The organism is Paraburkholderia unamae (assembly GCF_003268775.1).
Classification (GTDB): Bacteria; Pseudomonadota; Gammaproteobacteria; order Burkholderiales; family Burkholderiaceae; genus Paraburkholderia; species Paraburkholderia unamae.
Window position 1 is genome coordinate 47,870 of sequence record NZ_QLSU01000010.1, and the last position, 14,357, is coordinate 62,226.

The window sequence follows — 14,357 nt, forward strand, 5'->3', positions numbered from 1 at the left end:
TCTACCCGCTTCAGGCAAATTCCTCGTCTAGCGCGATCGTCACGTCGTGCGGCACGTCTTCGCCCTTCGCGTGCTGTTCCTCCAGCGACTCGATCGTCGCCTCCACGTACGCGCGCAACACCGCGAAGCTGCGGCCGCGCAGTCTTGCCGGCAACGCGCGATAGCGCGCTAGCGCCGCGGGCGCGATTGCGACCGTCAGCGCCATGCGGCGCGCCTTCGAGCCGAAGCGCATCGCCACCCAGTGCACGACCAGTTGCGGCACGCCGTTTTCGTCGCGTTCTTCGGCAAAGCGCGTCTGCTCGGGGAACAGATCGGCGACAACGCGGGCGAGCTCGTCGAAATCGGGGCTCGCGCATTCAAACAGATAGGCTTCCATTGACGCCAGAAAAGAGAGTGAGACTGCAAACGCGCGCGCTTACGCGGCGCGCGCGACGCGCCGCTCGTTGCGGCACGTTCTGTAGAGCACGACAGCGACCACGACGGCCGCCACCACATAGAAACCATCGACGGCGGCAAGCGGCGCGAGACGCGCCTGATACACCGCGGCGGGCACGTCGATCAGCGCATGCACCACGATCGCGAGCGGAAGGATACCCTTCCAGCCCGCGCGCACGCCACGCCACATCAGCACCGAAAGCGCGATCTGGAATACGAACGCAGCCGTGCGCTCGAGCGCGAACACGCCCGCGAAAAACGGCGAAAGGCTCGCGAGAATCAGATGCACGCGCAACACGGAGTCGAGCGTGAGATTGCTCAGGTGCGCCTCGAGATCGCCGCGATTCGCGAGGACCGCGAACACGATCCACTGAAGTTGCACGAGCACGCCGACGAACCACGCCTCCGCCCCGCCATGCCCGATGCCGTAGCCGAGCGCCGGGCCGTCCGCGAGCGCGCCGGACTTTTGCGCCACGCGGCGCGCGATGATGCGCATGGCGATGTAGCGCCCGATCTCCTCGCATAGGCCCGCGGCGAGCGCGCCATACAGAACGAAAAACGCCGGATTCGCGAGAACCTGCGCGAACGCGGCGTTTTGATGCAGAACGTAGTCGTTGAGCGCGCGCTCGATCACGGTCGCGAAGAATGCGAAAACGGCGACGCCCGCGATGGTATCGCGCCAGTCGAGCGCATACGGCGCGCGCAAGCGGCGATAGAGCCAAACGGGCAAGGCGGCGACGAACAGCGTCGCGAGCGAGAGGCAGACGAGCGTGATCGGGGCTACGGACATGGGCTTCCTTGTGACGGTCGGCGCGCGTGGGCGCGCGCCGCAGCCCGAATGATCGCAGATATCGGGCGTGGCGCGCAGCCCCGGCGGGCAAACTCGCGCCTGGGCCGTCTTTCGCGCACCGCTCGCGCCCATTCTTGGTGTGCTTTCGACGGGGTGCTACGATTGAGCGCAATACCGATTCGTGATTCGATGGACAGTTTTACTCCGAGGCCGTAATGACGCTCGAACCCGCCCTGCTTCAAACGCTCGATGCCAAAAAGGCGAGGCTGGACGCCCTGCGCCCGCTGCCGCAGCATACGCTGTCGTCCCTGCGTGAAAAGCTGACGCTCGAATGGACGTATCACTCGAACGCCATCGAGGGCAATACGCTGACGCTGCGCGAAACCAAGGTCGTGCTCGAGGGGATTACGGTTGGCGGCAAGACCCTGCGCGAGCACTTCGAAGCAACCAACCACCGCGACGCCATTCACTATGTCGAAGCGGTCGTCGCGAAGAACGAACCGCTTACCGAATGGCTGATCCGCAATATCCACAGCCTCGTGCTCAAAGGCATCGATGACAACGAGGCTGGGCGTTACCGGCAGGAGAACGTCGTGATCGCGGGCGCGAGCACGACGCCGCCCGACTTTCTGCATCTGCCCGCGGAGATGGACACGCTAATCCGCTGGCACGAGGAAGCCGCTGGCATGCATCCGGTTGAACGCGCCGCCGAGCTGCATACCCGCTTTGTCAAGATTCATCCTTTTGTGGACGGAAACGGGCGCACAGGGCGGCTGCTACTGAATCTCGAGCTAATGAAAGCCGGCTTTCCACCAGCGATCATCCGCAAGGAAGATCGCCTGAGCTACTACGATGCCCTGGACGACGCATGCGCCAACGGGGACTATCGAGCGATCACACGCCTCGTGGGGGAAGCCGTCGAGCGCTCGCTCACCACCTATCTCGACGTGCTTGCGCCGCGCGCCTAGAACCTCGAAGCGACGTTCACCCCAGCGTCGAAGCCCGCACCACCAGTTCACCCTCGAACGCCGCCGCGCGCGCGGCGGGCGCCGCGCCTTCGATGCGCTCGTGCAGGAACTCCACCGCGCGATAACCGATCGCGCGCGTGGGCTGCCGGATCGTCGTGATGCCGGCGAGTTCGGCCCACTCGGGATCGTCGATAGCGATCAGCGCCACGCGCTGCTGCCACTGCGCCCCCAGCGCCGCCTTCAGATGCAGCGCGAGCCGCAGCGCAACCGGCGCATTCGCCGCGAACAGCGCGCAGCGCGCCCCGCGCGCGGTGGCGCTGGCCACATGCGCGTCGAGCGCCGCGAGCGCGCTCTGTACGCCCGCCTCGTCATGGAGATCGAGCACGTGCGTCAAGCCGCGCGCCGCGCCCTTCGTCGCCTGCATCGAGGCGCGAAACGCCGCTTCGCGTTCGCGGCGCGAACTCACATGCTCGAACGGCTGCACGACGAACACGATGTCGTCATAGCCGCGCGCGAGCAGGTGCTCCGCGCCCAGACGCACGGCCGCCGCGTTGTCAAGGCCGACCACGTCGGCGTCCAGGCCGTCGACGGTGCGGTCGACCAGCACGGCCGGAATGCCGCCGCTGCCCACGGGCTTGAGCATCGACTCGCGCACGCCGAGCGCGTTGACGATCACGCCTTCCACGCGATAGGTCGTGAGCAGTTGCAGATAGCGGCGCTCCATGTCGACTTCATTGGCGGCATGGCAGATGAGCGGCATGTAGCCCAAAGCGTGGCACGCGGCCTCCACCCCTTGCAGCACTTCCACCGAATACGGGTTGGCCAGGTCCGCGAGCAACAGGCCGAGCAGACGGTTACGCCCGCGCTTGAGCCCGCGCGCCATCTGGTTGGGGCGGTAGTCGAGCCGCTCGATCGCCGCCTCGATGCGCGCGCGCAGGTCGGGCGAAAGGACGCCCAGCTCGCCGTTCAGATAGCGTGAGATGCTGGTCTTGCCGGTGCCCGCTTCGCGCGCCACGTCGCTGATCGTGGCGCGGCGCGGCGGCGTGGCTGCGCTCGCGCCGGCGCTGTCCGTGCCGCCCGCAGCCGCGCTCATCGCGCGAGCACCTCGCGGTTGACGATGTTCACGTCGAGCGTGCCCGCGAGCGCCGCGACGATGTTCTCCGCCGCGCAGCGCGCCATGGCGTGGCGCGTCTCGTGCGTGGCCGAGCCGATGTGCGGCAGCGCCACCACGTTCGGCATGCGCAGCAGCGGCGAGGCGGGATCGATCGGCTCGCGCTCGAACACGTCGAGGCCCGCGCCGTGAATCGTGCCCGCTTCGAGCGCCGCGATCAGCGCCTGTTCGTCGACGGTCGCACCGCGCGAGGCATTGATGAGGATCGCGCTTTTCTTCATCTTCTTGAACTGCTCAGCGCCGATCATGTGGCGCGTGGCGTCGGTGAGGGGCACTTGCAGGCACACGAAGTCCGCTGTCGTGAGCAGTTCGTCGAGCTCCACGCGGCGCGCGCCGTAGTCGCGCTCGGCCGTCTCGTTCGGACTGCGGTTCGTGTAGAGCACCTTCATGTTGAAGCCGAGCGCCGCACGCCGCGCGACCGCGCCGCCGATGCGCCCGAGCCCCACGATGCCGAGCGTTTTGCCCTGCACGTCCACGCCGAATTGTGCCGGACCGATGCTGGCCTTCCAGTGGCCCGCCCTCACCCAGTCGGCCAGCTCGACCACGCGGCGCGCGCTCGCGAGAATCAGCGAGAACACGGTGTCGGCCGTCGATTCGGTCAGCACGTCGGGCGTGTGCGCGAGCACGATGCCGCGCTTCGTGAGATCGGGCACGTCGAACTGGTCGTAGCCCACCGAGATCGTGGAGAGCGCCTTCACACGCGAGCCGTCCAGCATCTCGGGCGTGATCTTCACGCTCGCACCGATCGCGCCGTCTGCGTTCTTGAGCGCGGCGGCCAGCTCGCCCGGCTTGTCCGCATCGGCGAATACGACTTCGGCATGCTCGCGCAGATAGTCGGTGACATCGGCGGGCAGGGTCTTGTAGGCAACGATTGTGTGCTTCATGAGTTCGCTTCTCGAGTGTGCGTTATTTTCCGTGAACCGGCGCGGCGTAGCCATGAGCGGTTTCGCGCTGCGGCTTCACGGCGAGCGTGAGGCCCACCGCGGCGACCAGCGCCGCGCTCATGAACGCATAGGATGCCGCAGGCGAGCCGGTTGCGCCATTCAGATAGCCGACCACGTAGGAGCCGACGAACGAGCCGAGCGCGCCCATGCTGTTGATGAGCGCCATTGCGCCGCCCGCGACGTTTTTCGGCAGCAGCTCGGGCACGATCGCGAAGAACGGGCCATACGGCGCGTACATCGCGGCGCCGGCCACCACCAGCAGCGCATACGACATCCAGAAGTGCGTCGAGCCGAGCGCATACGAACCCGCGAAGGCCAGTGCGCCGACCAGCAGGAACGGCCACACGAAGGCGCGGCGGTTGTCGAGCTTGTCCGAGGCCCAGGAGGCCGCGAGCATCGCGATCGTCGCGGCGAGATACGGCAGCGCGGAGAGCCAGCCCGTCTCGACCATGCCGAGCGCCGATCCGTTCTTCACGATCGAAGGCAGCCACAGCACGAAGCCGTACACGCCGATGCTCCAGCAGAAGTACTGCGCCGAAAGCAGCATCACGGCAGGCGTGCGGAACGCTTCAGCGTAGTTGCGCACGGGCTTGATGGCGGCCTGCTCGGCGCGCATCGAAGCGTCGAGCGCGCGCTTTTCCTCGTCGGAGAGCCAGTTCACCTGCGCGGGCTTGTCGCGCACGAGGAACCACCAGCACACGGCCCACAAGACGGCCGGCGCGCCTTCCGCGATGAACATGTGACGCCAGCCGAACGCGTGCACGAGATAGCCCGAGACGACCGACATCCACAGCACCGTGACCGGATTGCCGAGGATCAGGAAGGTGTTGGCGCGCGAGCGCTCGCTCTTCGTGAACCAGTTGCTGATGAAGATGAGCATGGCGGGCATCACGGCCGCCTCGACCACGCCGAGCACGAAGCGGATCGCCATGAGCGAAGGAATGTTCGTGACGACGCCCGTGAGCGCCGCGCAACCGCCCCAGAGCACGAGGCTCACGAATACGAGCGTACGCACGCTGCGGCGCTCGGCATAAACGGCGCCCGGCAACTGGAAGAAAAAGTAGCCGAGGAAAAACAGCGCGCCGATCAGCGAGGAAAGCCCCGGGCTGATGCCGAGATCGCGGTTGATGCCCGCCGCCGAGGCGAAGCCGTAGTTGGCGCGATCGAGGTAGGCCAGGCTGTACGTGATGAACACGATCGGCATGATTGCCCACCAGCGGCGCGGTGCGAGCGAGGTTGAGGTCATCTGTGTCTCCAGTTGAACAGCGGCTTCGTCGTGCCGCCCTCTGGTCTCATGTCATTCGGCGCGCCGCGTGCGAATTCACGCGTTGCGCCGCCTGTTTCTGCTTGTTGCGGTTTGTCTTGCTATGCGGTTATGCGGCCGTGCGCGCTTGCGCGCCTTCGAGCGCGTCGAGCTGCGCGCGCGTCGGCAAGCCTTCCGAATCGCCGATCACTTGCACGGCCAGCGCGCCGATACGATTGCCCCGCGCGACCGCCTCGGGCAGTGCGCGCCCTTCGAGCAGCGCGCTCACCACGCCCACGGCGAAACCGTCGCCGGCGCCCACGGTATCGACCACGCGCTCCACGCGCTGCGCCGCGACGCGGCCGCGCTCGCCGGCGGCGGTGGCGTACCAGGCGCCCTCCGCGCCCAGCTTGACGACCACACCGCGCGCGCCCCGCGCGAGGTAAAAGTTCGCGATGACTTCCGGGTCGTCCGAGCCGGCCAGCACGCGGCCCTCGCCCACGCCGGGCAGCACCCAGTCGGCGAAGCTCGCGAGTTCGTTGAGTGTCGCGACCATCTCGGCTTCGGAGCCCCAGAGCGTCGGGCGCAGGTTCGGGTCGAACGAGATCGTGCGGCCCGCGTCGCGCATCGCTTGCGCGAGCTTGAACGCGAGTTCGCGCGACGACGGCGAAATCGCCGGCGCGACGCCGCTCAGGTGCAGATGGCGCGCGCCGAGCACGTAGCCGGCCTGATAGTCGTCGGTCGAGAGCTTGCTCGCCGCCGAGCCGCGGCGGAAATATTCGACGGCGGGGTCGCTGCCGTCATCGTTCTTCGACTTGAGCTGGAAGCCGGTCGGGTAGCGTGCATCGGTGCTCACGCAACGCGCGTCGATGCCTTCCTGCGCGAGCACGTCGCGCAGGAACTGGCCGAACGAATCGGCGCCCACGCGGCTCATCCAGCCCACCTTGAAACCCAGGCGGGCGAGGCCGGTCGCGACGTTGAGCTCCGCGCCCGCCGCGCGCTTCGTGAAGTGCCCGACCTGAGCGAGCGGTCCCGGCTCGGTGGCGACGAACATCGCCATCGCTTCGCCGTAGGTGATGACATCGAGTGTGTCGGTCATGGGATGTGTTCCTGAATCGAATGGGGTGTCTGAGGCCGGGCTGCCGCTGCGCATCAGGCGGCGGCGAGCCACTCGACGTAATGAGCGGCTTCTGCCGCGACGCAGGCCGGATCGAAGGGAAACTCGATGCCGCGCGGCACGTGCGTGGGCAGGAGCGCAAGCGCGGCGCGGCACATCGTGTCGTCGTCGCCAGGCGCAGCCGCGAAACGGCGCGCACCCTCACCCGCCACGGCCTTGCAGTGGATGTACTCGACGTGCGGCGCGAGCGCGGCGGCCGCGAGCAGCGGCGGCTCGCCCGGCCACTGCCAGTTGCCGATGTCGAACGTCATGCCGATCACGCCCGCTGCGCCTGCCTCGCGCAACGCAGTGAAGAGGCCGACGAACTGGGCGAGCTTGCCGCCCTGCTCGAGTTGCCCGTTCTCGACCACGACGCGCGGGCCGTCACCCGCTTCGCCGGTGCGTGCGCCCAGTTCTTCGAGCAGGCTCGCGAGGCGCGCCGCGCAGGCTTCGCCCGTGAAGCCGCCCAATTGCAGTTTCACGAAGCGCGCGCCGAGCGCACGGCCCGCCGCGACGGCCGCGCACAGCGCCGCCTCGTCGAGCGCGCCGTCTTCCGTGTAGAGCGAGTCCGGCGTGGACCAGACGCGCCACAGACCCTCGCGCGCAAGCGCCGTTCCGAGCGCGTGCAGCGCCTCGGGCTGCGCGTCGGCGTCGTGCATCAGCTCGCGCCGGACCTCGAATGCCTGCGCGCCAGCGCGCCGCGCCGACACGCTCCATGCCGCATGTCCGTCACGCCAGATTGCCTGCGCACCAAACGCGCTCGCCACGATTGCTACTTCCGCCATTGCCTTGTTCCCTGTTGCTACCGGCGCACGCCTTGTGTTCCTCGAATCCGCTTCGATTTGCCCTTTTGGAACCGGTTCCAAATCCGGTTCGAAAAAAGGCGCCTGTGCGCGCCGGATGATTAGGGCGGATAGTGCGCGCTCGTCGCGCGGCACGCCATTCTGGTATGCCCTGGGTCATGCGCCGGGAACATCGGCGAGACACAGCTCCAGAAAACGCTGTGCCACGCGCGACGCGGCGCCCGCATGCGGGACGAGAATCGAGAAGCGGCGCGCAAGCGGCTCGGGCCCGAAGCGGATCTGCCGCAACGCGCCGTTCTCGTGCCGCATTGACATGGCGGAGACGAAACCGATACCCATGCCCGCGCGCACGGCCTCCTTCACGCCCTCCACGCCCGCGATCTCCAGCGCCACGCGCATGGGTACGCCCGCACGCGCGAATGCGCGCTCGACGACCTGGCGCACGCCCGAGCCGTCCTCGCGCAACACGAGCGGCCACTCGGCGAGCGCCTCGACCGTGATGGCCGGCTTCGGCTCCCCGGTCTCCCCGTGCGGCTCCGGCAATTGCGCGGCCAGCGCGTGGCCGCGCGGCACGATGGCGACGATTTCGTCCTCGTGCCACGGGTGCACGGCGGTATCGGGCGGCAACTGCTCGCCTACCGGCCCTTCGATCAGCGCGATATCGACCGCCCCGAGCATGCCGACGACGTCCGTCGTGTTGCCGCTCGACGTTTCGAGCTTGACCTGCGGATAGTGCCCGTGAAACTGCGCCACGAGATACGGCAGCCGGTAGCTCGCGGGCGTGGTCGTGGCGCCGATGCGCAGCGTGCCGCGCTCGAGGCCGCGCAGCGCGTCGCGGTAGGCGAGCGCGTCGCGCCAGGTGTCGCGCAGCCGCGCCGCGTAGCCCGCGAGCTGCTCGCCCGTGGGCGTGAGGCGCACGCCGCGGCCGTCACGCTGGTAGAGCGGCTCGCCGAATTCCTCCTGCAAGAGCCGCAACTGGCCCGATACGGCGGGCTGCGACAAATGCAGGGCGAGCGCCGCTCGACTGATGTTGAGATGCTCGGCGACGGCAGCGAAAGTTATCAGTTGTTCCGGGGTCATGGCGATGAACCATCGTGTTGACCTATATATTACTTCACAAATCACGATTTTTCATATCGATATATCTAAATTAGGATTAGGCCATTCGATAGCGCTCTGTTCGCTACCCCATTTTTCAACCGGCTCGTCCGGGAGAGAGAGGCCTAGATGTCTACACCCACCCTTACGCATGCCCTGCCGTCCACCCGCGGGCAGCTCAACGGCGTGCTGTTCGTCGCCCTGTTCGCTGCGGCCGTCACCAGCATCGCGTCGCTGCCCGCCATCGCCGGGCTCGGCATGAGCCCGCTGATCGTCGGCATCGTGGCCGGCGCGATTTACGGCAATGCGCTGCGCGACGGCATGCCCGAAAGCTGGGCCGCCGGCGTCAACTTTTCCGCGCGCAAGCTGCTGCGCATCGCCGTGGCGTTCTTCGGGCTGCGCGTGAGCCTCCAGGAAATCGCCCAGGTCGGCGTGCCGGGGCTCGTCGAGTCGGTCGCGATCGTCGTGAGCACGCTTGTGATCGGCACCTGGGTCGGCATGAAGGTGCTCAAGCTCGACCGCGACACCGCCATCCTCACGGCCGCCGGCAGTGCGATCTGCGGCGCGGCCGCCGTGCTGGCCTTCGAATCCACGCTCCAGTCGAAGCCGCACAAGAGCGCCATGGCCGTGGGCAGCGTCGTGCTGTTCGGCACGCTCTCCATGTTCCTCTACCCGGTGGTCTATAACGCGGGCTGGCTGCATCTCGACACGCTCGGCGCGGGCCTCTTCTTCGGCGGCACGATTCACGAAGTCGCCCAGGTGGTGGGCGCGGCGAGCAACGTGAGCCCGGAAGCCACGCACATCGCCACCATCGTCAAGATGACCCGCGTGATGCTGCTCGTGCCGGTGCTGCTCGTGCTCGGCGTGTGGCTCAACCGTGCGGCGCGGAGCGCCGCGCACGAGGCGGGCCAGGCCGTTACGCGCAAGCTCGCGGTGCCCTGGTTCGCGCTCGGCTTCCTCGCGCTCGTGGTGGTGAATTCGCTCCACGTGCTGCCCGAAGCGGCCACCCACGCGGTCAACACGCTCGACACCTTCGCGCTGACCATGGCAATGACGGCGCTCGGCATCGAAACGCGCGTCTCGCAGATCCGCCAGGCCGGCCCGCGTGCGCTGACCGCCGGCCTCATCATCTACCTCTGGCTGGTCGGCGGCGGTCTCGCGATCACCTGGGCCGTGGAGCGCGTGTTCGCATGACCCCGCGCCCAAGGGCGGTGCGCTCCCCTGCGCCGCCCCGACCGATCCCCCGTGCGCCGCTTCTCGCGGCCACCGGCCCCGCCCGCGGCGGGGCTTTTTGCGTTTCTGCGCGCCGCCGCGTTGCGCCATCTCGTGTCGGCGCGGCACGCGCGCGCCAGGCGCGACGGTTGCGAGCGATACTGTCCGCTGCCGTCCGTCGCGTGGACGGCGGCCGCGCACGCCGTGGCGCGCACGGCGATCGACGCAAGGGGACGACCGATGGCATACGAGCTCTACTACTGGGACGGCCTGCAAGGCCGGGGCGAATTCGTGCGGCTGGCGCTGGAAGAAGCACAGGCGCCTTACGTGGACGTGGCGCGCGGCGAGAAGAAGGACGGTCTCGGCATTGGCGCGATGATGAGCGAACTGGAGAGCGACGGGCCGTATCCGCCCTATGCGCCGCCCTTCCTGAAGGACGGCGAATTCATCATTGCGCAGACGGCCAACATCCTGCTCTACCTCGGCCCGAAGCTCAAGCTAGCCCCGCGCGACGAAGCCCTGCGCTTCGTGGCGAACGGCCTGCAACTCACGATCGCGGACCTCGTGGCCGAGGTGCACGACACGCATCATCCGATCGCAAGCGGTCTGTATTACGAGGACCAGAAGACCGAGGCGAAGGCGCGTTCGGCGGATTTCATCGCGCATCGCATTCCGAAGTTCATGAGCTACTTCGAGCGCGTGCTCGCGCAGAATCCCGAGGGGCCGCGCCATATGGTGGGCAGCGCCCTCACCTACGTCGATCTGTCGATGTTTCAGATCGTCGAGGGGCTGCGCTATGCGTTTCCGAAAGCGACGAAGCATTTCGCGGACCACTATCCGCATGTCGTCGCGCTGCGCGACGCCGTGGCGAAGCGCCCGCATATCGCCGCCTATCTCGCTTCGGAGCGGCGGCTGCCGTTCAACGAAACCGGCATCTTCCGGCACTACCCCGAACTCGACAAAGCCGTGCGCTGAAGGCGCGCGGGCCGTCGGGTGTTTCCTTTGACGCCGCTGTGGTCGCGATCAACGCGCCCGCGCGGCTTTCTTTCACCCTTCACCTGACCCGCTCGCCGTGCTGTCATTCCTGCTGAAACTGCGCACTCGCGCCCGCGATCTCTTTCGCCTGTCCGACGCCCACACGATGCTGATCTGGTCGGTCATCGTCGGCGTGGCCGGTGCATTTGCGACCGTGCTCTTTCGCGAAGGCATCGCGCATCTGCAAATGCTCTTTACGGGCAGCGAGGGCAGTCTCGTTGAAATGGCCCGTCACCTGCCGTGGCAAACGCGCATCTGGATGCCCGCCTCGGGCGGCTTCGTCGCCGGGTGCCTGTTGCTGATCGCGCGGCGCAAGTCGCCGGGCAACGGCAACAAGGCGATGCACACCGATTACATCGAGGCCGTAGCGATCGGCGACGGCGTGATGCCCGTCGGCAAGAGCATCTGGCGCAGCCTGTCGTCGCTCTTCACGATCGCGAGCGGCGGCTCGATCGGCCGCGAAGGCCCGATGGTGCAACTCGCCGCGCTCGCCGCCTCGCTGATCGGGCGCTGGGTTCACTTCGACCCGTCGCGGCTGCGCCTGCTCGTCGCGTGCGGCGCGGCGGCCGGTATCACCTCGGCGTACAACGCGCCCATCGCGGGCGCCTTCTTCGTGACCGAGATCGTGCTCGGCTCGATCGTTATGGAAAGCTTCGGGCCGATCGTGGTCTCCTCCGTCGTCGCCAACATCACGATGCGCGAGTTCGCGGGTTACAAGCCGCCGTACGAGATGCCGGTGTTTCCGCCGGTGACGGGCGTCGAGGTGCTGCTGTTCGTGGCGCTCGGTCTCTTGTGCGGCGCGCTCGCCCCGCAGTTCCTCGTGATGATGGACACCGCGAAGAAGGGCTTCGGCCGCCTCAACGCGCCGCTGCCCGTGCGGCTCGCCTTGGGCGGCCTCGTGGTCGGCGTGCTCTCGGTCTGGACGCCCGAGGTGTGGGGCAACGGCTATAGCGTCGTGAACTCCATCCTGCATTCGCCGTGGACCTGGACCGCGCTCGCCACCGTGCTCGTATTCAAGCTCGTCGCAACGGCCGCGACGGTGGGTTCCGGCGCCGTGGGCGGCGTGTTCACGCCCACGCTCTTCATGGGCGCCGTGCTCGGCTGCCTGTTCGGCCAGGGCATGCACGCGCTCTGGCCCGACGGCACCTCCGCGCCCTACGCCTATGCGATGGTGGGCATGGGCGCGTTCCTCGCGGGCGCGACCCAGGCGCCGCTCATGGCGATTCTCATGATCTTCGAGATGACGCTGAGCTACCAGGTGGTGCTGCCGCTCATGCTCTCGTGCGTGGTGGCGTACTTCGTCGCGCGCGCGATCGGCAAGGCCTCGATGTACGAAATCACGCTTCATCGCAACCGAGAGGAAGCCGAGCGCATGCGCCTGCGCATGACGCAGATGCGCGAGCTGATCCGTCCCGCCGAGACCGTCGTGCGCGCGAGCGCCACAGTGCAGGAAATGACGCGCGTGTTCCTCGAATATCCGGTGAAATATCTCTACGTGACCGACGATACCGGGCGCTTTCTCGGCGCGGTGGCGCTCGCCGACATCACCTCCGACCTCCTGCAAAAGCGCGACACCTCGAACAAGCACGCCTGCGACTACCTGAAGCCCACGTTCGACGTGCTCACGCCCGACATGCCGCTCGCCGTCGGCCTGCAACACTTCATGTCGTTCCAGGGCGAGCGCCTGCCCGTGGTCGCCAGCACGCGCGAGCCGACGCTCGCGGGCGTGGTGTACAAGACTTCGCTTCTCGACGCGTATCAGCGCATGAACGCGGAGCGCTAGGCGCTTCGCCGTTCGTGCCGCCCGCCGCGCATGGCAAAGCGCGGCGGATTTTCTAGAATTGAGGGCAAGACACGCTACGCGGCGCGCCGTGCGCCTGCGCACGGAAGCCCGCGCACGTAGCCGCCACAATCGACTCGGGGACCACCGGAGCGAAGATGAGCGAACCCTCACTCGAAGCTGTACGCCGCGACCATGCGGGCTGGATATTCGTGCACTTGCAGGGCGAGCCCTACGACCGGGGCGAGCAGCACGGCAAGTTGCTCGCTCACGAGATCCGCAACGCCATACGCACCGCGCGCTATCTCGCGAAGTGGGACACGGGCGAGGACTTCGACACCTTCGTCAACGCCGCGATCGCGCAGTTCGCGCCGCGCCTGGACACCGAGTTCGCCGACGAGATCCAGGGCATCGCGGACGGCGCGGGCCTCAAGTTCGCCGAGGTGCTCGCCTGGAACGGCTACATGGACCTGCTGCAAAGCTGGTGGCCAACCCATGTGGCGGCGCGCCAGCCGCAGTCCGCGGTGCACCTGTGGCGCGGCCGGCGCGGCCACCATTGCAGCGCGTTCATTGCCACCGGAAGCGCGACGCGCGACGGCCGCATCGTCATGGCGCACAACTCGTGGGACCGCTACGCGGCCGGCGACGCCTTCAACATCGTGTTCGACATCGTGCCCGACTCGGGGCACCGCATTCTCATGCAGGGCCTGCCCGGCTGCATTTCGAGCCTCACCGACTTCTGGATCAACGGCGCGGGCCTGATGGTGACGGAAACGACGATTTCGAACTTCGTGGGTTATCGCCCGAGCGGCGCGCCCGAGTTTTATCGCTCGCGGCGCGCCACGCAGTATGCGTCGAGCATCGCGCAATGGTGCGAGATGTTCGCCCAGTCGAACAACGCCGGCTACGTGAACAGCTGGCTGCTGGGCGACACGAAAACGGGCGAGATCGCGCGCTACGAACTCGGCTTGCAGCATGCGGGTTTCGAGAGCACGAAGGACGGCTTCTACAGCGGATTCAACGCGGCCACGGACCTCAAGATCCGCAACCAGGAATGCACCGGCGAAGCCGACGACTACACCGACGTGCGGCGCAACGGCGCGCGCCGCCTGCGCTTCATGCAGCTCGCGCAGGAGCATCGCGGCGCGATCGACGCCGAACTGGCCAAGACCATGATCGCGGACCATCACGACGTCTATCTGGAACGCAGCGACAACCCGTGTTCGCGCACGATCTGCGGCCATCTCGAACTCGACGATGCGCGCTTTGGCGGCGCCGATCACGGGCCGTTCAACCCATGGGGCGCGAACGACGGCAAGGTGGTCGACAGCGACATGGCGCGCGACATGGCGTTCTGGGCCCGCTGGGGCCATCCGTGCGGCCGGGCGTTCGACGCCCAGGCGTTCATGCAGCGCCACCCGCAGTGGAACTGGCTCAACGGCTATATGCGCGACCGGCCGTCGTGGCCATGGGCGCGCTTCGAGGCGCTGCGCCCGTAGCTTCTGCGGGCGCCTGCCCGTCCTTCTCCGCGCAAAAAAAGTACAAACGTTCGAGACGCGCCGGCGCATTTCCTGCCATCATGGAATATCCGTACACGCCTCGCGCGCACGGGCCGCAAGAGCGGCCCCCCGGCGCCCCGCGTGGCGGCGCGCCGGCTGCCCCGGCCGGCGCGGCTGCTCGCGTCGCCGCCACGGCTGGCGGACGCGGTACGGCGCTTGCTGC

Annotated in this window: 13 protein-coding genes; 5 read left to right on the plus strand and 8 right to left on the minus strand. The window is 67.6% G+C overall.

The genetic code is table 11. The annotated features are described in order from the left end of the window. Positions 1-10: 10 nt before the first annotated feature. Together C7401_RS17780 and C7401_RS17785 are read right to left on the minus strand one after the other, a co-directional pair. Positions 11-376, minus strand: coding sequence for a DUF3022 domain-containing protein (locus C7401_RS17780; protein ID WP_112172721.1), 366 nt, complete (start codon positions 374-376; stop codon positions 11-13). Positions 377-415: 39 nt separating this feature from the next. Then, entirely contained in the window at positions 416-1,225 is an 810-nt protein-coding gene (locus C7401_RS17785) for a YhfC family intramembrane metalloprotease (protein WP_112172722.1), read from the minus strand. A 215-nt stretch (positions 1,226-1,440) separates the two neighbouring features. Here C7401_RS17785 and C7401_RS17790 point away from each other — a divergent pair, with 215 nt between their 5' ends. Then, positions 1,441-2,193 carry a Fic family protein gene (locus C7401_RS17790; RefSeq protein ID WP_112172723.1) on the plus strand — a complete coding sequence of 251 codons (753 nt, stop codon included), beginning with the start codon at positions 1,441-1,443 and terminating at the stop codon, positions 2,191-2,193. Between the two features lie 16 nt (positions 2,194-2,209). Here the strand turns inward: C7401_RS17790 and C7401_RS17795 are convergent, their stop codons facing one another. The 6 genes from C7401_RS17795 to C7401_RS17820 all read right to left on the minus strand — a co-directional run bounded on the left by C7401_RS17795 (position 2,210) and on the right by C7401_RS17820 (position 8,590). Continuing rightward, positions 2,210-3,286: a LacI family DNA-binding transcriptional regulator gene (locus C7401_RS17795; RefSeq protein WP_112172724.1), complete on the minus strand. Its 1,077-nt coding sequence runs from the start codon at positions 3,284-3,286 to the stop codon at positions 2,210-2,212. Further along, a complete protein-coding gene (locus tag C7401_RS17800; RefSeq protein WP_112172725.1) occupies positions 3,283-4,248 on the minus strand; it encodes a 2-hydroxyacid dehydrogenase in 966 nt (321 codons plus the stop codon). Before C7401_RS17800 ends, C7401_RS17795 begins: the two co-directional genes overlap by 4 nt. A gap of 22 nt (positions 4,249-4,270) precedes the next feature. Next, positions 4,271-5,554 carry an MFS transporter gene (locus C7401_RS17805; protein WP_112172726.1) on the minus strand — a complete coding sequence of 428 codons (1,284 nt, stop codon included), beginning with the start codon at positions 5,552-5,554 and terminating at the stop codon, positions 4,271-4,273. 127 nt (positions 5,555-5,681) lie between these two features. Then, positions 5,682-6,650 carry a sugar kinase gene (locus C7401_RS17810; protein WP_112172727.1) on the minus strand — a complete coding sequence of 323 codons (969 nt, stop codon included), beginning with the start codon at positions 6,648-6,650 and terminating at the stop codon, positions 5,682-5,684. Between the two features lie 53 nt (positions 6,651-6,703). Beyond that, positions 6,704-7,492, minus strand: coding sequence for a TIM barrel protein (locus C7401_RS17815; protein WP_112172728.1), 789 nt, complete (start codon positions 7,490-7,492; stop codon positions 6,704-6,706). Positions 7,493-7,666: 174 nt separating this feature from the next. Continuing rightward, positions 7,667-8,590 carry a LysR family transcriptional regulator gene (locus C7401_RS17820; RefSeq protein WP_112172729.1) on the minus strand — a complete coding sequence of 308 codons (924 nt, stop codon included), beginning with the start codon at positions 8,588-8,590 and terminating at the stop codon, positions 7,667-7,669. 147 nt (positions 8,591-8,737) lie between these two features. Between C7401_RS17820 and C7401_RS17825 the strand changes: the two genes are divergently transcribed. The 4 genes from C7401_RS17825 to C7401_RS17840 all read left to right on the plus strand — a co-directional run bounded on the left by C7401_RS17825 (position 8,738) and on the right by C7401_RS17840 (position 14,134). Continuing rightward, complete coding sequence (locus C7401_RS17825; protein ID WP_112172730.1) at positions 8,738-9,802, plus strand: YeiH family protein; 1,065 nt, start codon at positions 8,738-8,740, stop codon at positions 9,800-9,802. 258 nt (positions 9,803-10,060) lie between these two features. Further along, entirely contained in the window at positions 10,061-10,795 is a 735-nt protein-coding gene (locus tag C7401_RS17830) for a glutathione S-transferase (RefSeq protein ID WP_112172924.1), read from the plus strand. Between the two features lie 97 nt (positions 10,796-10,892). Beyond that, complete coding sequence (locus tag C7401_RS17835; RefSeq protein ID WP_112172731.1) at positions 10,893-12,638, plus strand: ClcB-like voltage-gated chloride channel protein; 1,746 nt, start codon at positions 10,893-10,895, stop codon at positions 12,636-12,638. A gap of 155 nt (positions 12,639-12,793) precedes the next feature. Continuing rightward, entirely contained in the window at positions 12,794-14,134 is a 1,341-nt protein-coding gene (locus C7401_RS17840) for a C45 family autoproteolytic acyltransferase/hydrolase (RefSeq protein ID WP_112172732.1), read from the plus strand. The last annotated feature ends 223 nt before the right edge of the window (positions 14,135-14,357 follow it).